The sequence below is a fragment of the Acidovorax sp. GW821-FHT10E03 genome, from assembly GCF_059415205.1.
Window position 1 is genome coordinate 221155 of sequence record NZ_JBWKMU010000003.1, and the last position, 20959, is coordinate 242113.

General features: G+C 64.9%; 17 protein-coding genes. 7 read left to right on the top strand and 10 right to left on the bottom strand.

The genetic code is table 11. The annotated features are described in order from the left end of the window. Positions 1 to 152 precede the first annotated feature (152 nt). On the top strand, positions 153 to 950 hold the full coding sequence (locus AC07OD_RS06815) for an outer membrane protein assembly factor BamD (RefSeq protein WP_218294827.1): 798 nt from the start codon (positions 153 to 155) through the stop codon (positions 948 to 950). Here AC07OD_RS06815 and yoaA read toward each other — a convergent pair. Together yoaA and AC07OD_RS06825 are read right to left on the bottom strand one after the other, a co-directional pair. Then, positions 913 to 2961, bottom strand: coding sequence for a DNA repair helicase YoaA (gene yoaA, locus AC07OD_RS06820; protein ID WP_494595782.1), 2049 nt, complete (start codon positions 2959 to 2961; stop codon positions 913 to 915). The two genes, AC07OD_RS06815 and yoaA, sit on opposite strands and share 38 nt — an antisense overlap. Then, positions 2961 to 3164 carry a YdcH family protein gene (locus tag AC07OD_RS06825; protein ID WP_218294825.1) on the bottom strand — a complete coding sequence of 68 codons (204 nt, stop codon included), beginning with the start codon at positions 3162 to 3164 and terminating at the stop codon, positions 2961 to 2963. Before AC07OD_RS06825 ends, yoaA begins: the two co-directional genes overlap by 1 nt. 107 nt (positions 3165 to 3271) lie before the next feature. On the opposite strand from AC07OD_RS06825, the gene AC07OD_RS06830 reads away from it, so the two are divergent. Continuing rightward, the gene (locus tag AC07OD_RS06830; protein ID WP_218294824.1) at positions 3272 to 4078 is read left to right on the top strand and encodes a PP2C family protein-serine/threonine phosphatase; all 807 of its coding nucleotides are present in this window, start codon (positions 3272 to 3274) and stop codon (positions 4076 to 4078) included. Between the two features lie 98 nt (positions 4079 to 4176). Here the strand turns inward: AC07OD_RS06830 and AC07OD_RS06835 are convergent, their stop codons facing one another. The 5 genes from AC07OD_RS06835 to AC07OD_RS06855 all read right to left on the bottom strand — a co-directional run bounded on the left by AC07OD_RS06835 (position 4177) and on the right by AC07OD_RS06855 (position 11766). Further along, positions 4177 to 4875, bottom strand: a complete 699-nt coding sequence (locus tag AC07OD_RS06835) for a hypothetical protein (RefSeq protein ID WP_218294823.1) — start codon at positions 4873 to 4875, stop codon at positions 4177 to 4179. Next, positions 4872 to 5969, bottom strand: a complete 1098-nt coding sequence (gene zapE, locus AC07OD_RS06840) for a cell division protein ZapE (RefSeq protein WP_218294822.1) — start codon at positions 5967 to 5969, stop codon at positions 4872 to 4874. The genes AC07OD_RS06835 and zapE overlap by 4 nt, the downstream gene beginning before the upstream one ends. An 81-nt stretch (positions 5970 to 6050) precedes the next feature. After that, complete coding sequence (gene lpdA / locus AC07OD_RS06845; RefSeq protein ID WP_494595785.1) at positions 6051 to 7478, bottom strand: dihydrolipoyl dehydrogenase; 1428 nt, start codon at positions 7476 to 7478, stop codon at positions 6051 to 6053. A gap of 90 nt (positions 7479 to 7568) precedes the next feature. Then, a complete protein-coding gene (gene odhB, locus AC07OD_RS06850) occupies positions 7569 to 8831 on the bottom strand; it encodes a 2-oxoglutarate dehydrogenase complex dihydrolipoyllysine-residue succinyltransferase (RefSeq protein WP_218294820.1) in 1263 nt (420 codons plus the stop codon). A 55-nt stretch (positions 8832 to 8886) separates the two neighbouring features. Next, complete coding sequence (locus AC07OD_RS06855; protein ID WP_218294819.1) at positions 8887 to 11766, bottom strand: 2-oxoglutarate dehydrogenase E1 component; 2880 nt, start codon at positions 11764 to 11766, stop codon at positions 8887 to 8889. Positions 11767 to 11999: 233 nt separating this feature from the next. Here AC07OD_RS06855 and AC07OD_RS06860 point away from each other — a divergent pair, with 233 nt between their 5' ends. Beyond that, entirely contained in the window at positions 12000 to 13064 is a 1065-nt protein-coding gene (locus AC07OD_RS06860) for an AI-2E family transporter (RefSeq protein WP_494595787.1), read from the top strand. Positions 13065 to 13222: 158 nt separating this feature from the next. Here AC07OD_RS06860 and AC07OD_RS06865 read toward each other — a convergent pair whose 3' ends face one another. Both AC07OD_RS06865 and AC07OD_RS06870 read right to left on the bottom strand, forming a co-directional pair. Continuing rightward, entirely contained in the window at positions 13223 to 13441 is a 219-nt protein-coding gene (locus AC07OD_RS06865; RefSeq protein WP_218294817.1) for a hypothetical protein, read from the bottom strand. Positions 13442 to 13650: 209 nt separating this feature from the next. Then, positions 13651 to 14640, bottom strand: a complete 990-nt coding sequence (locus AC07OD_RS06870; protein ID WP_494595789.1) for a LysR family transcriptional regulator — start codon at positions 14638 to 14640, stop codon at positions 13651 to 13653. 14 nt (positions 14641 to 14654) lie between these two features. Between AC07OD_RS06870 and AC07OD_RS06875 the strand changes: the two genes are divergently transcribed. Further along, positions 14655 to 16631 carry an alkyl/aryl-sulfatase gene (locus AC07OD_RS06875; RefSeq protein WP_494595791.1) on the top strand — a complete coding sequence of 659 codons (1977 nt, stop codon included), beginning with the start codon at positions 14655 to 14657 and terminating at the stop codon, positions 16629 to 16631. A gap of 136 nt (positions 16632 to 16767) precedes the next feature. Here the strand turns inward: AC07OD_RS06875 and AC07OD_RS06880 are convergent, their stop codons facing one another. After that, positions 16768 to 18387: a methyl-accepting chemotaxis protein gene (locus AC07OD_RS06880; protein ID WP_494595793.1), complete on the bottom strand. Its 1620-nt coding sequence runs from the start codon at positions 18385 to 18387 to the stop codon at positions 16768 to 16770. A gap of 190 nt (positions 18388 to 18577) precedes the next feature. On the opposite strand from AC07OD_RS06880, the gene AC07OD_RS06885 reads away from it, so the two are divergent. From AC07OD_RS06885 to AC07OD_RS06895, 3 genes are read left to right on the top strand one after another with little or no spacing between them, the layout of a single operon-like run. Further along, positions 18578 to 19174, top strand: a complete 597-nt coding sequence (locus AC07OD_RS06885) for a hypothetical protein (RefSeq protein WP_494595795.1) — start codon at positions 18578 to 18580, stop codon at positions 19172 to 19174. Continuing rightward, on the top strand, positions 19175 to 19510 hold the full coding sequence (locus AC07OD_RS06890; protein ID WP_494595796.1) for a hypothetical protein: 336 nt from the start codon (positions 19175 to 19177) through the stop codon (positions 19508 to 19510). Next, positions 19507 to 20790: a DMP19 family protein gene (locus AC07OD_RS06895; protein WP_494595798.1), complete on the top strand. Its 1284-nt coding sequence runs from the start codon at positions 19507 to 19509 to the stop codon at positions 20788 to 20790. Before AC07OD_RS06890 ends, AC07OD_RS06895 begins: the two co-directional genes overlap by 4 nt. Positions 20791 to 20959 lie beyond the last annotated feature (169 nt).

Below are 20959 nucleotides of genomic sequence, written 5' to 3' on the forward strand. Positions count from 1 at the left end.
CGCCACGAAAGCCAGCCGCACGGCGCCTCTTGACAGGGACGGCCGCCGGTACAATGCCTTTCCGTGCCCCGGATGCCAACGGCGCCCGGCCCGCTGGACCGGCGCAGATATCCTGCACCCCCTGTCTCCTCTTTTGCTGAAAGCTGCTTGCGATGCTGCGTGCCCCACTGCCCCTCGTTTCCGCCCTGCTGCTTGCCGGTCTGCTGGCGGGTTGCTCCAGCACGACCGAAGACAAAACGGCCAACTGGAGCCCCAACCGCATCCATTCGGAAGCGCAGGACGAGATGAACAGCGGCGCCTATGACAAGGCCGTCCCCCTGCTGGAAAAGCTGGAGGGCCGCGCGGCAGGCACTCCGCTGGCGCAGCAGGCCCAGATCGACAAGGCGTACGCGCACTACAAGGCCGGCGAGAAGGCCCAGGCCATCGCGACGCTGGACCGTTTCATGAAGCTGCACCCTGCCAGTCCGGCGTTCGACTACGCGCTGTACCTCAAGGGCCTGGTGAACTTCAATGACAACCTGGGCCTGTTCTCGTTCATCTCGCGCCAGGACCTCTCCGAGCGCGACCAGAAAGCCGCCAAGGATTCGTTCGAGGCCTTCAGCGAGCTGGTCACCCGCTTTCCGGAATCGCGCTACGCGCAGGACTCGCGCCAGCGCATGACCTACATCGTCAATTCGCTCGCGCAATACGAAGTGCATGTGGCGCGCTACTACTTCCAGCGCGGTGCCTATGTGGCGGCCATCAGCCGCGCGCAGGTGGCGCTGGCCGACTACCAGGGCGTGCCCGCGCTGGAAGAAGCGCTGTACATCCTCATCCAGTCCTATGACGCGCTGGGCATGACGCAGCTGCGCGACGATGCGCGTCGGGTGATGGACACCTCGTACCCCCAGAGCGAGTACGTGCGCGGCGGCCTCAGGGCCAAGGCCGATCCGTGGTGGAAGTTCTGGTAAGCGCCTGAACCGCGGCCTCGAATTCCTGCTGTGATTCCAGGCGCCGCATCGGCGGCAGCGCCGCCAGCAGGCGCTTGCCATAGCCCATGGTGACCAGGCGGGTGTCGCCCACCACGAGAATGCCGTGGTCGGACTCGCGGCGTATCAGGCGCCCCGCCCCCTGCTTGAGCGCGACGGCGGCCTCCGGCAGCGCGTAGGATTTGAACGCCTTCCCGCCCGATTCTTCGATGCGCTGCGTGCGCGCTTCCACCAGGGGGTCGCCCGGAGGCGGAAAAGGCAGCTTGTCGATGACAACAAGCTGCAATGCGTCGCCGGGCACATCAAATCCCTCCCAGAACGTGGCCGACGCCACCAGCACACAGCCCCGCTGTCCGTGCTCGCTCCCTTCCCGAAAACGCTCCATCAGCCGCCGCTTGGGCCACTCGCCCTGCACCAGGACCTCCAGGCTGCCCGATGCCGCAAACCGGTCTCCGAGCGCATCGCCGATCGTGCGCAAGGCCTTGAGCGTGGTGGTCAATACCAGCGTGCGGCCACCGAGCTGCTCCGCCGCCTGGGCCACCCATTGCGCCAGCATGCCGCTGTGCGCGGGGTCGGCCGGCGACGGCAGGTGGCGCGGGACGTACAGTGCCGCCTGCGACGCATAGTCGAAGGGGCTAGCGACCCGCAGGATCTCGGCATCCTGCAAGCCGGCCCGCTCCGTGAACCAGCTCAGCCGCTCGTCATCGCCCAGCGTCGCCGACGTGAAGATCCATGCCCTGCCGGGGCCCGCCGCGGACTCCTCGGGCCAGCCATCTTCGCCCGCCGGTTCGGCCGGCGAGGCCAGCAGGCGGGTGCGCATGGCCTCGGCGATGTCCAGGGGCGACTCCATCAGGCGCAATTGCGCACCCACATCGATCCAGCGCACGGCGTCAGGGTTGCCAGGGCCGGCGAAATGCGCCAGCCGCGCCAGCAGTTCGGTCCCGCGCTCGTACAGCCGCACAAAGTCGGGCGCCATTTCGCTGACCGTGTCGAGCGCCTCCTGGGCCTGTGCGCAGGCGACCGCCATGCCGCGGATGGCCGCATGCCACGCATCAGCCGCCACGCCCTGCGGGGCCTCATCCGTCCAGCGCAGCTTCGCCCCGCCCCGCCGCTCTCCCACCGTCAGGCGCAAGTCCCGGGCCGAAAGATCCACCAGGCTGGCCAGCCCCGTCCAGTCCGCCAGGCCGCGCGCATGCTGCAGCCCCACGGCCAGGAGGTCCCTGCCGAAGTCCATCAGCTGGCCCGTGGACAGCGCAAGCCCCAGAAACTGCACGCCGGTCTCGTTGATCTGGTGCGCCTCGTCGAACACCACCACGCGCACCGACGGCAAGAGCTCGGCCATGCCGGATTCGCGGACCGCCAGGTCGGCAAAGAAGAGGTGGTGGTTGATGACCACGATGTCCGCCGCCAACGCCTCCCGCCGTGCCAGATGCACGTGGCATTCGCGGAAACGCGGGCACGGGGAGCCCAGGCAGTTCTCCCGGGTGGATGTGACCAGCGGTATCACGGGCGACCGCTCGTCCAGCCCTGTCAGCTCCGCCAGATCGCCCGAGCGGGTGCCGTGCGACCAGCTCTCCACCTTGGCCAGCACGCGCGCCACGCCGGGCTCACGGGCAGACACGTCCTGGCGCGCCAGCCCCATGCGGTACAGGCACAGATAGCTCGCCCGGCCCTTGAGAAGCGCCATGCGCACCGGCAGGCCCAGCGTCTGGGCCAGGCGCGGAAGATCGCGCGCGAACAGCTGGTCCTGCAGGGCCTTGGTGGCGGTGGACAGCAGCACGCGCTCGCCGCTGAGCAGCGCCGGCACGAGGTAGGAGAAGGTCTTGCCCACCCCCGTGCCCGCCTCCACGACCAGGGCGCCACCGGCCTCGATGGTGCGCGCCACGGCCACCGCCATGTCCGTCTGTCCCGCGCGGGGCTGGAAATGCACGTCCGCCCGCGCCAGCACGCCATCGGCGGCGAACACCTCCTGAACCATTTCCGCCAGCGCCATCAGGCGGGCTCTTGGGGTTGAAGGGCCCGCTCCAGGCGGTGCATGGCATCGCGCAGCGCAAGGCGGCGCTTCTTGAGGCGGCGCAGTGTGAATTCGTCAGGTGCCCCGTCTGGAGCACACAGGTCGATCAGGGCATCGAGATCGGCATGTTCGATGCGCAGTGCAATGAGCTGCCGGTGCGGAGAATGGAGGCTGAGGTTCAAGGCGTGGGGGCCGCAGGATGGCAAAAATGCCACAGGCGGGCGGATAATACGCGCTTGGCCCGCATTCCGCGACGGCCGTTTGCGTACGCGCCCCCACAATCACCAGCATGACCAAAGCGTTTCGCCTCATCGCGTCCACCGGTATCCACAAGGGTGACCGGGAGTACCAGCAAGACCAGGTGACCTTGATCTCGCACGAGCGGCACAACGGCTGCGTGCTGGGCGTGATTGCCGACGGGATGGGCGGCCGCAGCGGCGGGCGCAAGGCATCCGACCAGGTCATGATGACGGCGCGCCAGCTGTTCGAACGCTATTCCCCGGACACCGACGACCCGGTGGCCATGCTCAAGAGCATGGTCGAGGAAGCCCACATCGTCATCCGCCTCACGGCCATCGCGGCCGAGCAGGAGCCGCACAGCACCATCGCGGCCTTCCTCATCAACCCGCGCGGCGACTGCCACTGGGTGCACGCGGGCGATTCGCGCATCTACCACTTTCAGGGCGCGCGCATGGTGTTTCGCACCAGCGACCATTCCTATGTCCAGGCACTGGTGGACCGGGGCGAGCTCACCGAGGCGGAGGCCAACAACCATCCGCATTCCAACATCCTGGTGGGCTGCCTGGGGACCGAAAGCGACCCGCCCATCACCACCCATGTGATTCCGCAGCTGCAGCCGGGCGACGTGCTCATGGCCTGCAGCGACGGCGTGTGGCACTACTTTTCGCCCACCGAACTGGGTTCCGTGGTGGACTCGCTGTCGCCACGGGAAGCCACGGAGTTCCTGATCGAGAAAGCCCGTTCCCGGGCGCGCGGCGGCGGTGACAACCTTTCCCTGGTCATCGTGAAGATGGAAGCGCTGGTGGAAGAAAAGAAGGTGGCGCGCCTGGTCCCCGCCGACGCAGGCCGGCCCTGATACGCCCCGGGGCCCGGCTGACGCTGGTTGGTGGGCCCAGGCCGCCCCGCCAGATCCCTGCGCGGCGCCCCTGCGCATGCCCTACGCCAGAACCGTTCTCAGCGCGCCGCCGAAGCAGCGGGTAGCGGCGCGGCGGGTTTGCGCCCCTGGGCAGCGGCCTCTGCCTGCGACTTTTCTATCCGTGCGCGGCGTTCCTGCGCGGCCTTGAGCGCGGCCGCGTGGCGTTCGCGCGCCTGCGCGGCACGCTCGGCATTCGTGGCATTGTGGGCAGCCCGTTCCTCTGCCTGCTTCTGCACCCGGTCGCGCTGCTGCTGCGCCCGTTGCCCTGCCTCCTGGTCGCGCTGGGACTTCATGCCCTGCGGATCGTGCGGCTTGCGCAGCAAGGCATCCGGCGCGCTGGCACCCGCCGACGGCCCCTCCGGCACCACCGCCCGCTGCTTTTCCTCGATCGACTTCAGGCGCTCCGCCGCCTTTTCCTTGCGCTCCGCGTCGTTGAGTTCGATCTCCTGGGCACGCAGGCGGGACTCCGCGTCACGCGCTCCCGCACGGACACCGCGAAGGCAGTCCTCCACCGAGAAGCGCTGGTAGCAGGCCGCTTCGTCCTGCTGGCGCCGGGCCTTGACGGCATCGCGCTCGTGGCGAATACGGTCGTGCTCCGCCTTGCGCTGGGCGGCCGCGGCCTGTGGGCTGCCCTGCGGCACACCCGCTGGCGCACCGGATTGCGCCGGTGCAGGGGCCGCGAAAACACAGGCAAAGCCTGCGAGGGCAACAAGGGCCAGGCGCTTCAGCATGATCATGTCAGCCCCGTATCGACAGTGCGGCGCTCCAGCGCCAGGAATTCCTTGGACTGCATCTCGTTGAGCCGCGAAATCGTGCGCGGGAACTCGTGCGCCAGGGGGCCTTCGGTGTACAGCTGTTCGGGCGGCACCGCCGCGGACAGGATGAGCTTGACCCGCCGGTCGTAGAGAACGTCCACGAGCCAGGTGAAACGCCGCGCGGGCGACGCCATGCTCACGGGCATGTGGGGCACGTCGGACAGCAGCACGGTATGGAACTGCGTCGCGATCTCCAGGTAGTCGTTCTGCGAACGGGGACCGCCGCACAGCGTCTTGAAGTCGAACCACACCACCCCGCCGGCCTTGCGGCGGGCGCGGATCTCGCGGGCCTCGATGTGCAGCACCGGGTCTTCGTCGTGCACTTCGGCCAGCTGGTCGAAGGCCTGGCCCATCTCGGCGTCCGCCTCGGGCCCCAGTGGCGTGTGGTACAGCTTCACATGCTCCAGGGTGCGCCGGCGGTAGTCGGTGCCGTTGTCGACATTGACGACTTCCAGCCGCTCGTTGAGCAGGGCGATCGCGGGCAGGATGCGGTCGCGGTGCAGGCCGCCGGGGTACAGGTCGTCGGGCTTGAAATTGGAGGTGGTGACAAAACCCACGCCGTTGTCGAATAGTGCCGCCAGCAGGCGGTGCAGGATCATCGCGTCGGTGATGTCGGCAACGTGGAACTCATCGAAGCAGATGAGCTTGTAGCGCCGCGCAATGCGCTCGCCCAGCACGTCCAGCGGGTTCACCGTGCCCTGCAGCGCCGCCAGCTCGCGGTGGACCTCGCGCATGAATTCATGGAAATGCAGGCGCACCTTGCGCTTCAGGGGCACGGCGTCGAAGAAGCACTCCATGAGGAAGCTCTTGCCGCGCCCCACCCCGCCATACATGTACACGCCGCGCGGAATGTCCGGCCGGTTGATCAGCTTCTTGAGCGCGTTGGAGCGGCGGGCCTTGTAGGCCGCCCATTCATCGGCGCAGCGCTGGAGGGCATCCACGGCACGCAGCTGGGCAGGGTCGCTTTGAAAGCCTTTGGCGGCCAGCTCGGCCAGGTAAGCCTGTTTGACGGTCACGTGGTGGTTGTCCTGATACTATGAATTTAATAGCTGCCAGCGCTTGATGGTCAAGCGCTGGAGCCGGTTTTTATTCAAATATCAGAAGTTCAGCGTGCGCTTGTCCACGGCCAGGGCCGCTTCCTTCGTGGCTTCGCTCAGGGACGGATGCGCGTGGCAGATGCGCGCGATGTCTTCGCTGCTGGCCTTGAACTCCATGGCCACCACGGCTTCGGAGATCAGCTCGCTGGCCTGCGGGCCCACGATGTGCACGCCCAGGATCTCATCGGTGTCGGCATCGGCCAGCATCTTGACCATGCCGGTGGTGTCGCCCAGCGCGCGCGCGCGGCCGTTGGCCAGGAACGGGAAGCTGCCGGCCTTGTACTTGACGCCGTCGGCCTTGAGCTGCTGCTCGGTGCGGCCCACCCATGCGATCTCGGGGCTGGTGTAGATGACCCACGGCACGGTGTTGAAGTTCACGTGGCCATGCTGGCCGGCAATGCGCTCGGCCACGGCAACGCCTTCTTCCTCGGCCTTGTGCGCCAGCATCGGGCCGCGCACCACGTCACCCACCGCCCACACGCCGGGCAGGTTGGTCTTGCAGTCGGCATCGACGACGATGGCGCCGCGCTCGTCCAGGGCCAGGCCCACGGCTTCGGTGTTCAGGCCGATGGTGTTGGGCACGCGGCCGATGGAGACGATGAGCTTGTCCACGTCCAGCGCCTGGGCTTCGCCCTTGGCGTTGGTGTAGGCGATGGAGACGCCCTTCTTGCCGGTCTTGATCTCGCCGACCTTCACGCCCAGCTCGATCTTCAGGCCCTGCTTGTCGAACGCCTTCTTGGCTTCCTTGGCGATCTGCTCGTCCACGGCCCCCAGGAAAGTGGGCAGACCTTCGAGGATGGTGACTTCAGCGCCCAGACGGCGCCACACCGAGCCCATTTCCAGGCCGATCACGCCCGAGCCGATGAGGCCGAGCTTCTTGGGCACCGCGCCCACGCGCAGCGCGCCGTCGTTGGACAGCACCAGCTCTTCGTCGAACGGCGTGCCGGGCAGCGCACGGGCATTGGAGCCAGTGGCGATGATGATCTGCTTGCCAACGATGGACTCTTCAGCGGCGCCAGCCACCTTGATCTCGTAGCCACCTTCGGCGGCCTTCACGAACGAGCCGCGGCCGTGGAAGAAGCTGACCTTGTTCTTCTTGAACAGGTACAGGATGCCGTCGTTGTTCTGCTTCACGACGGTGTCCTTGCGGGCAATCATCTTGGCCACGTCCATCTTCACGCCGGTGGCCGTGATGCCGTGTTCGGCGAAGTGCTTGTTGGCGTGCTCGAAGTGCTCGGACGATTGCAGCAGCGCCTTGGACGGAATGCAGCCCACGTTGGTGCAGGTGCCGCCGGGCGCGGGGCCACCCTTCTCGTTCTTCCACTCGTCGATACAGGCCACGTTGAAGCCCAGCTGGGCAGCGCGGATGGCGGCGATGTAGCCGCCGGGGCCGCCACCGATGACGATCACATCAAATTGTTTGCTCATGGGAAATCTCGTTCAGTCAGTTGGAGAAAGACCCACCGGCGGGCAGGACCAGAGGCCGGGCCACGCGGGTGGGTCGATACAGTCAGGGGATCAGATGTCGAACAGCAGGCGCGATGGGTCTTCCAGCGCGTCCTTCATGGCCACCAGGCCCAGCACGGCTTCGCGGCCGTCGATGATGCGGTGGTCATACGACATGGCCAGGTAGTTCATCGGGCGGATGACGATCTGGCCGTTTTCGACCACGGCGCGGTCCTTGGTGGCGTGCACGCCCAAAATGGCCGACTGGGGCGGGTTGATGATGGGGGTGGACAGCATGGAGCCGAACGTACCGCCATTGGAAATGGAGAACGTGCCACCGGTCATTTCCTCGATGCCCAGCTTGCCTTCCGACGCCTTCTTGCCGAACTCGGCGATCTTCTTCTCGATGTCGGCGAAGCTCATCTGGTCTGCATTGCGCAGGATGGGCACCACCAGGCCACGGGGCGAACCCACGGCGATACCGATGTCGAAGTAGCCGTGGTAGACGATGTCGTTGCCGTCCACCGAGGCGTTCAGCACGGGGTACTTCTTGAGGGCGTGCACGGCGGCCTTCACGAAGAAGGACATGAAGCCCAGCTTGGTGCCGTGTTCCTTCGTGAAGCTGTCCTGGAACTTCTTGCGCAGATCCATCACGGGGGCCATGTTCACTTCGTTGAACGTGGTCAGGATGGCGTTGGTCGACTGCGACTGCAGCAGGCGCTCGGCCACGCGGGCGCGCAGGCGGCTCATGGGCACGCGCTGCTCGGGACGGCCGCTCAGGTCTTCCTTGGCGGCAGGCGCGGACACCTGGGGCAGCGTCTTGGTCGGCACGCCCGTGGGAATCACGCTCGGAGCCACAGCAGCCTTGGCGCCGCCGGCCACGGCGGACAGCACGTCGCCCTTGGTCACGCGGCCATCCTTGCCCGTGCCGGCCACGGCCGACACCGACAGGTTGTTGTCGGCCAGCAGCTTGGCGGCTGCGGGCATGGCCACATCGCCCTTCGAACCGCCAGCCGCTGGTGCGGCGGCGGGCGCTGCGGCCGCGGGAGCCGGCGCAGCGGCAGCCGGTGCGGGGGCGGCTGCGCCAGCCTTGCCTTCGGTGTCGATCTTGGCGATGAGCTGTTCGGCCACCACGGTGGCGCCGTCGCCCTGGATGATTTCGGACAACACGCCAGCCGACGGCGCGGGCACTTCGAGCACGACCTTGTCGGTTTCGATCTCGATCAGGATTTCGTCCACGGCCACGGCCTCACCGGCCTTCTTCTTCCAGGTCAGCATGGTGGCTTCCGCCACGGATTCGGACAGCTGGGGGACTTTGACTTCTACGATAGCCATTTTGAATTCTTTCAGTAGGGTTCTGTTTGTTCTGTGTTCGTTCGGGTAGCTGGCCTTACTTGGTCAGGACAAACCCCTTGAGCTTGGCAAACGCGCCGTCCACCAGCGCCTTTTGCTGTTCCTGGTGCAGGTGCGAGTAACCCACGGCAGGCGACGCCGATGCCGCGCGGCCGGAGTAGCCCAGCTTCTGGCCTTCGAGCATGTTCTCGTGGATGTTGTGCTGGATGAAGAACCAGGCGCCCTGGTTCTGCGGCTCGTCCTGGCACCACACCACGTCGGTGGCATGGGGGTAGCGCTTGAGTTCGGCGGCAAACGCCTTGTGCGGGAAGGGATAGAGCTGTTCCACACGGATGATGGCCACGTCATCGTCTTCGCGCTCGGTGCGCTTCTTCACGAGGTCGTAGTACACCTTGCCCGAGCAGGCGATCACGCGCTTGACCTTGGCGGCCTTCTTCACGATGGCTTCGTCCTGCTCCGGGATCACCGTCTGGAAGCTGCCCTTGGTGAATTCGGACAGCGGCGAGGTGGCATCCTTGTTGCGCAGCAGCGACTTGGGCGTCATGATGATCAGCGGCTTGCGAAGATCACGCACCATCTGGCGGCGCAGCACGTGGAAGATCTGGCTGGCCGTGGTCGGCTGCACCACCTGCATGTTGGCGTCGGCCGACAGCTGCATGAAACGCTCCAGGCGTGCCGAGCTGTGCTCGGGGCCCTGGCCTTCGTAGCCGTGCGGCAGCATCAGCGTGATGCCGTTCACGCGGCCCCACTTCACTTCGCCGGAGGCGATGAACTGGTCGATCACGACCTGCGCACCGTTGGCGAAGTCGCCGAACTGGGCTTCCCAGATCACGAGCGTGTTGGGGTCGTTGGACGCGTAGCCGTACTCGAAGCCCAGCACCGCCTCTTCGGACAGGATGGAGTCGATCACGACGAACGGAGCCTGGTTCTCGGCCACGTTCTGCAGGGGCGTATAGGTGCCGATGTCCCACTTCTCGCGCTTCTGGTCATGGATGACCGAGTGGCGGTGCGTGAAGGTGCCGCGGCCGCAGTCCTCGCCGGACAGGCGCACGGGATAGCCGCTGGCCACGAGCGAGGCGAACGCCATGTGCTCGCCCATGCCCCAGTCCACGGGGATCTCGCCACGGCCCATGGCGGCGCGGTCGTCGTACACCTTCTTGACCAGCTGGTGCGGCGTCACGCTTTCAGGGATGGTGGTGATCTTCTCGGCCAGGCGCTTCCACTCGGCCAGGGGAATGGCGGTGTCGCCAGCGTCCGTCCACTTCTTGCCCAGGAACGGGCTCCAGTCCACGGCGTACTTGCTCTTGAAATTGGTCAGCACCGGGTCGACCGTGTGCTTGCCCGCATCCATGGCGGCACGGTAGGCCTTGACCATGTCGTCGCCCAGCGTTTCGCCCAGGCCCTGCGTGGCCAGCTTGTCGGCGTACAGCTTGCGCGTGCCGGGGTGCTGGCCGATCTTCTTGTACATGAGCGGCTGGGTCAGCGCAGGCGTGTCCTGCTCGTTGTGGCCCAGCTTGCGGAAGCAGATGATGTCCACGACCACGTCCTTCTGGAACTCCATGCGGAATTCGAGGGCGAGCTGGGTGGCCAGCACCACGGCTTCGGGATCGTCGCCGTTCACGTGCAGCACGGGCGACTCGACCATCTTCACGATGTCGGTGCAGTACAGCGTGGAGCGTGCGTCGCGCGGGTCGGAGGTGGTGAACCCGATCTGGTTGTTGATGATGATGTGCACCGTGCCGCCCGTGGAATAACCACGGGTCTGCGCCAGCGCCAGCGTTTCCTGGTTCACGCCCTGGCCGGCAAAGGCCGCGTCGCCGTGCACCAGCACGGGCAGCACCTGCTTGCCATGGGGGTCGGCGCGGCGGTCCATGCGGGCACGCACCGAGCCTTCGACCACGGGGTTCACGATTTCCAGGTGCGACGGATTGAACGCCAGCGACAGGTGGACCGGGCCGCCGGGGGTGGTCACGTCGGAGCTGAAGCCCTGGTGGTATTTCACGTCGCCCGATGGCAGGTCTTCGGGGGCGGTGTGGTCGAACTCGGCGAACAGGTCCGCAGGCATCTTGCCCAGGGAGTTGACCAGCACGTTCAGGCGGCCGCGGTGGGCCATGCCGATCACGATTTCCTGCACGCCCTTGGCGCCGGCGGACTGGATCAGTTCGTCCATGGCGGCAATGAAGCTTTCGCCCCCTTCGAGGGAGAAACGCTTCTGGCCGACGTATTTGGTGTGGAGAAAGCGCTCCAGGCCTTCGGCCGCGGTCAGGCGGTCGAGGATGTGCTTTTTCTTGTCCGCGCCAAAGCTGGGCTTGCTGCGGATGGTTTCGAGCTTTTCCTGCCACCAGCGCTTCTGGTTCTGGTCGGTGGCGTACATGTACTCGGCACCGATGGAGCTGCAGTAGGTTTCACGCAGGGCGTTGATCAGCTCACGCAGCGGCATCGACTCCTTGCCGAAGAACGTGTTGCTGGTGTTGAACACGACTTCCTGGTCGGAATCGCTGAAACCATAGAAGGAGGGTTCGAGCTCGGGGATGGCGGGGCGCTCGGTGCGCTTCAGGGGGTCCAGATCGGCCCAGCGCTGGCCCACGTTGCGGTAAGCGGCGATCAGCTGCTGGACGGCGGTGCGCTTGCGGCCCAGTTCCGAATCCGCGCCGGTGGCGACGACGACCTTGGTTCCACCCTGCTTTGCGCGCTCGGCAAAGGCATTGACCACGGGGAGATGGGGAACGTCCTTGGCATTGCTGCCGTCCACCGCGGGCACGTTTTGCAGTGCGTCAAAGTATTCGCGCCAGTTGTCTGGCACGCTGCCTGGATTGGCGAGGTAGTTCTCATACATCTCTTCGACATAGGGCGCATTGCCGCCGAAGAGGTAGGTGTTGCCTTGGTAGGCTTGATAGACGGACGTCGTATCGCTCATATTCCGCTGACCTCCGCTTTCCTTGGGAAAGCATTAGCTGGTTGAGAAACCTTCCGCGACACGGCTGAACCGATTGGCGGATGCGACTGTGGCTGGGGAAGGGCCTTGGTACGGGCGCCATTGTGCCACCGAACAGCCTGCCGCCCAACGGGAAAGGTTTTCACGAGCGGGCCGGCCAGCAGCGGCAGCCCGCGCTCGCGTACATTCCGGGTATCCCATTGCCACGCACCAACATGACACCACCCACCTCCCAGAACAAGGCCTTCTTGTTGTTGCTGGCCCTTGTCACCATTGCCTTCGGGGCGATCCTGTGGCAGTTTCACGGGGCCGTCTTCTGGGGTGTCATCCTGGCGATTCTCTTTGCCCCCCTGCACCGCAAGCTGCTGCGGCGCATGCCCAGGCGGCGCAATCTCGCCGCACTGTGCACCCTGGGGCTGTGCCTCATCGTGGTCATCCTGCCCATGACCGCCATCACGGTGTCGCTGGTGCAAGAGGCCACGGTGATCTATGAGCGGATGCGCTCCGGCCAGCTCAATTTCGGGCTCTATCTGCAACAGGTGATCGCCGCCCTGCCCGCCTGGGCGGCCAACCTGCTGGACCGGCTGAACCTCACAACCGTTGGCGAACTGCAACAGAAGTTCTCGTCGGTCGCCGTCCAGGCGAGCCAGTTCGTGGCCGCGCAAGCATTGAGCATCGGGCAGAACACGCTGCAGTTCCTGGTGAGCTTCGGCATCATGCTGTACCTGCTGTTTTTCCTGCTGCGCGATGGATCAAGCCTCGCGCTGCGCATCGGCCAGGCCACACCGCTGGATGACACGCACAAGCGGCAGCTGGTCAGCAAATTCACCACCGTGATCCGCGCAACGGTCAAGGGCAACATCGTCGTGGCCGCGTCGCAGGGCGCCTTGGGCGGATTGATCTTCTGGATCCTGGGCATCCAGGGACCCGTGCTGTGGGGCGTTTCGATGGCATTCCTGTCGCTGCTGCCCGCCGTGGGCGCAGGACTGATCTGGGTGCCCGTGGCGATCTACTTCCTGGCCACCGGCGCTGTATGGCAAGGGGTGGTGCTGACCGCGTTCGGCATCGGGGTCATCGGCCTGGTGGACAACGTCCTTCGGCCGATTCTGGTGGGCAAGGACACCAAGATGCCCGACTACGTCGTGCTCATTTCGACCCTGGGCGGCATGGCGCTTTTTGGCCTGACAGGCTTCGTGATCGGCCCTGTCATCGCCGCCCTGTTCATCGCCAGTTGGGATCTCTTCTCCCCCAGCACGACAGGATCAGCGTCCACAGAATGACATGGGGCTTGCCTGAAGAGCCAGGGCGACGGCCTGCGTGACCAGGCCATCGCCGCCTGGCGGGGTTTCCATCGGCCGACATCGTCGGGGCCCTTGTCGCAGGGGGTCGCACGGAGAGGTCCAAACCGCGGGCACAGAGCTGCCCACCCCATACCCGGTCACAGGATTTCACGCGCCTCGCCCTGGGCCAGCATCGTTCGCCCCTTGTCCGTGAGCGAGAGCACCCGTGCAAATGGCACCGGGCTTTCATCATTGGACACCAGCACCGCGACAAGATCGGCCGCCCGAAGTACCCTGAGTTTGTCAATGCAGGCAGGGTCGTGGACAGTCAATGGAAGCTCGCAAGCGGCGAGTTCTTGCAGGTACTCAAATGGCATGACCAACCTCCGGTGGCGTGTGGAGGAAAAATTGTCAACGCTATGTGAACCAGTGCTTTGTAAGAAAACATCGCAAGCTGGCCACTATCGTTCGCCCAGTCCCCGCGCAGCGGGTACGGTGCCAAGGTCCATTCTTCCCAGCCGGTGCGGCTGGGCGTGCAGCAAAAACGCACTTGACCAATCTGCCGGCGCCGCGGCCTGTGTGCACGCTACCTTGCAGGCCCGAGCAATTCGGCCAGGACGCCGATGTAGGCGCTGGCCGCGGCCGAAGGCGTGCGCCCCACAAGCGTCACCAGGCTGTAGTGCGTTTGCATGTCCGTGAAGCCCACGATCCGCAACTGCACGAGAGTGTCGGTATTCGCTTTGAGTGCCGCGGCATGCGGTGCGAGGATCACCGCATCCGCGGTCAGGGCAAGGTGCTGCAGTGTGCCTTCGTCGTCGCAGGCCACGTTGAAGACAGCCCGGTCAGCCCGAGGAGACTGCCGATGGAATTGAATGGCCACTTCGGCAGGAAGGTGCGGACCGGCCATGGGATATTGCATGGCCTGCGCCAGCGTGACCTGCTTGAGCTGGCTCAGCGGATGTTTGGGCCGCACGAAGAACGAGACCGGCTGGTTGGGCAGACGCGCGATCTTCAGGCCAGGCTGCTTCTTCAGGTCTCGTGTGTCGGCCACGAACAGGTCCAGCTGTCGGTTGTACAGCCGTTCACACAGCGAATTCGCATGCGCCACTTCCACCTGCATCGTCAGCTGCGGATAACGCTGCGTCATCAGCGACAACGCCGCACGGCCCAGCGTGCCAGCCGCGAACGGGCCCAGCCCGACCGCGAGGCGGCCGATTGCGAGCTCTTCGAGCTGCAGCACATCGCGCCGGATCTGCTGCGCATCGGCGATCAATTCGCGGGCGCGCGCGAGCACCAGCTCTCCAGCTTGCGTGAAGCGCACGGTGCCGTAGGCGCGGTCGACCAGGCGCGCCTGCAGACTGTCCTCGAGGGTGTCGATGCTGCGCGAAAGCGCGGGCTGTGACAAATGCACCGCCAGCGCGGCACGGCCGAAGCTGCCGTGGTCGGCGAGGGCAACAAGGTGCTCGAGCTGTCGTAGTTGCATTTTGCGTTTTTCTTTAAATGCCAGCACGTATTTTGCATTTGCCAACGATTTGAATGCTCTCGAGAATGGGTCGCTCGCTTGTTCCTCATTCACATAAGCAGACAACCATGCCCCGTTCTTCCCTCCTTCCCATTGCCTTCGCCGCCTGGGCCTGCATGCTGGCCACCGCGCCGGTCCTGGCGCAGACCGCACCCAAGGCGCCCGAGCCCGCCACGCTGAAGGCCAATGCAGAGATGGCGAAGGCGCTGCCTTTCGCCGATCGCCAGGATTTCGAGGATGCGATGCGCGGCTTCATCGGAACGGTGCCCGATGCGCTGGTGCCGGGTACCGGCGCGCGCCCGGTCTGGAACCTGAAGCCCTACGACTTCCTGAAGGTCGACGCGCCGGCTGACAGCGTCAACCCGAGCCTTTGGCGCCAGGCCCAGCTCAATCTCATCCACGGCCTTTTCAAGGTGGTCGACAAGGTCTATCAGGTGCGCGGCTTTGACCTCGCGAACATGACGATTGTTGAAGGCGACACCAGCCTGATCGTGATCGACCCGCTGCTTTCCGTGGAGACCGCCCGCGCAGCGCTCGATCTTTACTACCAGCACCGACCCAGGAAACCAGTGGGCACCGTCATCTACACCCACGGCCACTCCGACCACTTCGGTGGCGTCAAGGGCGTGGTCAGCGAGGCCGATGTCGCGGCCGGCAAGGTACAAGTGATCGCGCCGTCGGGCTTCATGGAGTCGGCCGTGGCCGAGAACATCCTGGCCGGCACCGCGATGAGCCGCCGTGCGCACTACCAGTTCGGCGTGTTGCTGCCCTCGGGCCCGCGCGGCCAGGTCGACGCCGGCCTGGGCAAACGTCTGGCCAGCGGCACCACCACCCTGATCGCACCTACCAGCACTATCGAAAAAACCACGGAGGAGCGCACCATCGACGGCCTGGCCTTCGTGTTCCAGCTGGTGCCGGGTTCAGAGGCTCCAGCAGAGATGCTGATCCACCTGCCGCAACAGCGCGTGCTCAACATGGCAGAGGATGTGGCGCACACGATGCACAACCTCTACACCATCCGCGGCGCAGAGGTGCGCGACGGCAACCTGTGGGCCAAATACATTGATCGCGCACGCCTGGATTTCGGCGACAAGACCGACGTGATGATCACGCAGCACCACTGGCCGGTGACGGGGCGCGAGCGTGTCGCCGACCTGCTGAAGAAGCAGCGCGACATGTACAAATTCATCAACGACCAGACGCTGCGCCTGCTCAACCACGGCCTGGGGCCGCAAGACATCGCCGAGCAATTGCGCATGCCCGCCAGCCTGGAGCGTGAATGGTCGGCACGCGGCTACTACGGCACACTGCGCCACAACGCCAAGGCGGTCTATCAGAAGTACCTGGGCTGGTACGACGCCAATCCGGCCAACCTGGACCCGCTACCACCCGTGCCCCATGCGAAAAAGACGATCGAATACATGGGTGGCGCTGATGCCGTGCTGGCCCGTGCCCGCGATGACTTCAAGAAAGGCGAGTACCGCTGGGTGGCCAGCGTGATGAATCAGCTGGTGTTTGCCGATCCGGACAACAGCGCGGCGCGCCAATTGGGCGCCGACGCCCTGGAGCAGTTGGGCTATCAGTCCGAGGCCAGCACCTGGCGCAACGCCTACCTGGCGGGTGCGATGGAACTGCGCGGCGGAGTACCGAAGATCCCTGCGCGCGGCAGCAGCACCCCCGACACGCTCAAGGCGGTGAGCAACGAGCTGTACTTCGACTACCTGGCTGTGCGCCTTGATGCGGCCAAGGCCGAAGGCAAGAAGATGGTGATCAACTGGAACTTCACCGATTCCAAGCAGCAGTTCGCGCTGACGCTGGAGAACTCGGCGCTCACCCATGCCAGTGGCCAAGCCCGCAATGCAGACACAACCCTCACCCTGAGCCGTGCCACGCTGGACGCAATTACGCTCAGGCAGACCACCTTCCCCGAAGCGGTGCAGACCGGGCAGATCAAGGTCGAGGGTGACCGCGCCAAGCTTGGCGAGCTGCTGGCAATGTTCGACAGCTTCGAGACGATGTTCCCGGTGGTTGAGCCGAGGAGGTAGGCAATCTTGGATATGCCCCTGGAGGGCCCGGAGAGGACAGTTGCGGGCGCGCGGGATGGCATCGCTGAAAGCCGTCGTGGAGGATGCCCGCAGCCCGCGCCTGGCCATCGACCAAGGCGGTCCCCTCCTCGGCGAGCTACCTTAGACGAGCGGCAACGGTAGATCGTTGTTCTGGGAACGCCTCGGTTTTGCGGCTGCGCACGACGGCTCCATCTGCGCCTGACAATTTGAAAAACGCTACCGCATTGACCAACTCTGACGCTTGATTGTTCAAGCTGCTCGCCGCTGCCGCCATCTCTTCGACCAGCGCCGCATTCTGTTGGGTGGCCTGGTCCATCTGCATCACCGCTTCTCCCACCTGCGCCACGCCTTGACTCTGTTCCTCGCTGGCGGCGCTGATCTCTCCCATGAGGTCCGTCACGCGCTTGATGGCGCTGACCACTTCGGTCATCGTTGTGCCGGCCTGGTCAACCAGTGTGGCGCCCTGGCCAACCCGTGAAACGCTTTCACCAATCAGTATCTTGATTTCCTTGGCAGCCTCCGCGCTGCGCTGCGCGAGGTTGCGCACTTCCGTAGCTACCACAGCGAATCCACGGCCTTGTTCTCCCGCTCTCGCTGCCTCGACAGCCGCATTCAGCGCCAGGATGTTGGTTTGGAACGCTATGCCATCGATCACGCTGATGATGTCCGCAATTCTCTTGCTGCTGTCGTTAATGTCTTTCATCGTCTCTACCACCTGCCCCACCACGTTGCCCCCATGGACGGCTACCGTGGATGCGCTCATGGCCAATTGATTCGCCTGCCTCGCGTTGTCCGCGTTCTGCCGGACCGTGGAGTTGAGTTCCTCCATGGAGGCAGCAGTCTCCTCCAGCGCGCTGGCCTGCTGCTCTGTGCGTGCGCTCAGATCGTTGTTGCCCTGGGCGATCTCCGACGACGCGGTAGACACGTTTTCAGAGTTCTGACGGACCATGCCCACGGTTTTCACCAAACTTTGCTGCATCCGCTGCAATGCCGCCAGAAGTTGGCCTGTTTCGTCGGTTGTCTTGATCTGAATGGTCGTGGTCAGGTCTCCCCCTGCGACGTGCTCCGCGAAATTCACAGCCTGCGCCAAAGGCCCGGTGATGGACCTCACCAGCCACAGCGCAGCGCCAATCGCCACCGCGATAGCAAGTACAGCAACCGCCAGCAACGTGGCACGTGCGTTTGAGTAGGTTTTCTCCGACTCCATGCGCGACGCCTCGGCGCCGCTGCTATTGATCTTGACCAGGTTGTCGAGTGTCTCCGTGGAGGCTTCAAAGAGCTTCTTGGACTCCCCCTCCAGAAGGGCGCGGGCTTGGTCGTTTTCATGTTTCCGCGATAGGGCAAGGACCCGGTCATCAACTTCAAGAACTGCCTTTCGCTGCTCAGAAAACAGTTCATACACTTTGCGCTCCTGCGCGCTACTGATCAACTTTTCATACCTGGCGCGCATCTGATTGAGCTTTGTGCGATCCGATGCCAGTTGCTTGTCGATGGCCTCCATGGCTGCAGGGTCAGAGGCTTGCACATGGCTCATGATCGTCATGCGCAACCTGAGAATCTGGGAATCCATCTCGTTGACCACGCGTACGCTGGGCAACCAGTCGTTGGCGATTTCAACCGTCGCTGCGTTGAGGGTTGACAGCTGCAGGGCAGCCGCCGCTGCGAGTCCCAGCAGGAGGAATACCAATAGAGCAAACGCTCCGTACAGGCGGGTCGATATTTTCATGTTCATCATGGAGCAAGCCTTGTATGGACACATGTGCAGCGCGTAGCCAATGCGCAGCGGATTGGCAACTTGCTCGAAGTTTGAGTCAACCCGATTAAGCGCACCTTAAGGTAGTGTTACTGAATGTTCTTTGCAATCACCCGGATGTCTGGGACCTTAAAGTCCTGCGGGGACCAGCCATCACAAGTGAAGCAAAATCATGCCGACACCCCTCACCATCACCCCTGACGGCGTTCACCCCTTGGCGCCCCGCCTGGGCGGCGGCGCGCTGATCGGCGGCGTGGCCCACTGGCCGCACGGCCCCTCGGGCCGGCCGCTGGTGCTCGCCGCATCGCTGCCCGCGGCATTCCTGGCCGAGCATGCGGGCATTGACATCGGCGCGGGCCGCATCGCCTCGGTCTTCACCACCTACGCGCCGGGCACGTACTTCCTCGACGAGATCACCTACCACGGCGACCCGACCGAACTGGCACTGCTGCGCCGGGGCACCACGCAAGTGCTGGTGCACAAGGCCGGCACATTGGTGCAGAGCGCGCTGGAACTGCCCCCGCACGGCATCCACGTGCAGGCCGGCGGGGACGCGCGGTCCTTCATCGGCGGTGCGCCGCAATGGCTGCAAAACGAAGACCTGGAACTCGGCGGCCTGGCCTTCGCATTGCAGATCGACGGCGGCAACCTGCCCGCGCCGCTGCGCAACCTGTTTTACCTGGCCGACGGGGTAGGCTACCTGTACCTGCCCACGCAGGCCAACGAGAGCACCGACTGCAGCGGCCTTTTCTTCGTACAGGTGACGTAAATGAAAATAGCCACCAGCGCCCGTCCACAAAGCGCAAGCAGCTATCAATACGGGATCATAAAGAATGAAGACCATGGACAGGGCCATGGCTCCGGTGACGTGGCTTCATCCGACACCGTCAAGGCCCAGGAGCCTCACGCCCTGATCGAGGCATTGAAGCGGCTGGACAACGAGGGCTTCTTGGGCCGGCACCGCCAGGGGGCCAACGCTTCGGTGCTGTTCATCACCTCGCCCGGCTCCGATGATGCCGAAGCGATGGAGGACCAATCGGCCCGGTGGCTGAACCGACCCGAGGTCTGCGAGACCTTCCTGAAACAGCACAAGGACATGGAATGAGCCCACGACTGCCCCTTGCCGACTGGCCCGCGCTGCTGCGCTGCGCCCCGTACTTCAGCCGTGCCATCGTCGATGCGCTGCACGCATCCGGACCTGACGGCTTCGCGCCACTGGCGCGGGCGGTGTACTACTTCGACCTGTTCGACGCGCAGGTCTCCAATGGCGGCGTGGATCAGTACTTCGACAACGTGGCCGCGCATCTGGACGATGCAAGCGCGGTGCCGGGCATCATCGCGGCCAATCCCGTCTATGCGTCCGTGCTGCCGCTGATCGAGGAAGCGCACGCGATCTGGAATATGGTCGCGCAGGCGTATCCGGATCAAGAAAATGATGATGATGATGATGATGATGATGATGAGGGAGAAGAAGGCGGTGATAAAGATGCCTGGGACGCCTACCAGGACCTGCTCGCCCCGCACGGGGAGCGCCTTGCAGCCATCGCCACCGAATTCTTCGCCCTGCACTACGCCGTCCGCCAGCGGCTGGAGCAGGACATCGTGCGCGACCCACACCGCTATTTCTCCCTGGCGGCCGTGCCCGGGTTGCGTGGCAGCGGTGTCGAGCATGTGACGCTTGCAGACGGTGCGCACCGCCTGCGCTTCGTGGATGGCTTTCCCATCGGCCCCAACGTCTTCGAGAATCAGGACTGCGGTTGCGACGTGGTCTGGTTCTCGCCCGACCGCACGCTGCTGCAGTGCGAGACACAGGGCTTTGGCAATGAGCGCGGTCGCCACTGGATCCACTACCCCAGCCAGGCCAGCAACAGTTGGACCAGCGGCGAGCACTTCATGAGTGGCGCCCTGCAGTCCGTGCGCAGCGACCGGCTGGCACTGGGCCTGGGCCACCATGGCCTGCATGAGGCTTTCGACGCCCAGGGCCAGCGCGAAAGCACGCAGTTGTACTGGTACGGAGAGGAGTTGTGCAGCGAGCACTTCTACCCCTGCGGCGCACCACTGCTGCGCTGCAGGCGCCAAGACAAGGGCGAACATCACTTGCGCTACTGGCCCAGCGGCGCACTCAACACCGAAAGCATCGAGGGCCATGATGGCGCCACGCGCTACCTGCGCTGCCTGGACGCGCAGGGAAACGACCTGGCCCCCCAGGGCACGGGGCGCCTGGTCGAAATGCTGAGCCTCGATGCCGACATGCGCCAATGGCGCGAAGGCCAACTGGTGGCAGGCTTTCTGCAGGGCCCCGTGGTGCGCATGGCAAGCCAGCCCGACGGCAGCCAGCCGCGCGAAACCGAACGCACGGTCTTCAAGAATGGCCGTGTGGCCTAGCGCTGTGCACGCCGCCTGGAGGTTCCCCCGCGGCGCGATGCCGTGGCTGTTGTCGATGTGCGGAAGCTGGCCCGCAGCGATCCAGGAACACGCTGCGGTCCTCGTGGCCACCCAAAAGACCTGGGGCGGACGTTGGTTGATTGGCAGCAGCAAGCAGCCTGAAACTGCC

Bases quoted from the DNA above. Each gene is read 5' to 3' on its own strand.
- AC07OD_RS06815 (WP_218294827.1), top strand. From the start codon at position 153: ATGCTGCGTGCCCCACTGCCCCTCGTTTCCGCCCTGCTGCTTGCCGGT.
- yoaA (WP_494595782.1), bottom strand. From the start codon at position 2,961: ATGGCGCTGGCGGAAATGGTTCAGGAGGTGTTCGCCGCCGATGGCGTG.
- AC07OD_RS06830 (WP_218294824.1), top strand. From the start codon at position 3,272: ATGACCAAAGCGTTTCGCCTCATCGCGTCCACCGGTATCCACAAGGGT.
- AC07OD_RS06835 (WP_218294823.1), bottom strand. From the start codon at position 4,875: ATGATCATGCTGAAGCGCCTGGCCCTTGTTGCCCTCGCAGGCTTTGCC.
- lpdA (WP_494595785.1), bottom strand. From the start codon at position 7,478: ATGAGCAAACAATTTGATGTGATCGTCATCGGTGGCGGCCCCGGCGGC.
- odhB (WP_218294820.1), bottom strand. From the start codon at position 8,831: ATGGCTATCGTAGAAGTCAAAGTCCCCCAGCTGTCCGAATCCGTGGCG.
- AC07OD_RS06855 (WP_218294819.1), bottom strand. From the start codon at position 11,766: ATGAGCGATACGACGTCCGTCTATCAAGCCTACCAAGGCAACACCTAC.
- AC07OD_RS06860 (WP_494595787.1), top strand. From the start codon at position 12,000: ATGACACCACCCACCTCCCAGAACAAGGCCTTCTTGTTGTTGCTGGCC.
- AC07OD_RS06865 (WP_218294817.1), bottom strand. From the start codon at position 13,441: ATGCCATTTGAGTACCTGCAAGAACTCGCCGCTTGCGAGCTTCCATTG.
- AC07OD_RS06875 (WP_494595791.1), top strand. From the start codon at position 14,655: ATGCCCCGTTCTTCCCTCCTTCCCATTGCCTTCGCCGCCTGGGCCTGC.
- AC07OD_RS06880 (WP_494595793.1), bottom strand. From the start codon at position 18,387: ATGATGAACATGAAAATATCGACCCGCCTGTACGGAGCGTTTGCTCTA.
- AC07OD_RS06885 (WP_494595795.1), top strand. From the start codon at position 18,578: ATGCCGACACCCCTCACCATCACCCCTGACGGCGTTCACCCCTTGGCG.
- AC07OD_RS06890 (WP_494595796.1), top strand. From the start codon at position 19,175: ATGAAAATAGCCACCAGCGCCCGTCCACAAAGCGCAAGCAGCTATCAA.
- AC07OD_RS06895 (WP_494595798.1), top strand. From the start codon at position 19,507: ATGAGCCCACGACTGCCCCTTGCCGACTGGCCCGCGCTGCTGCGCTGC.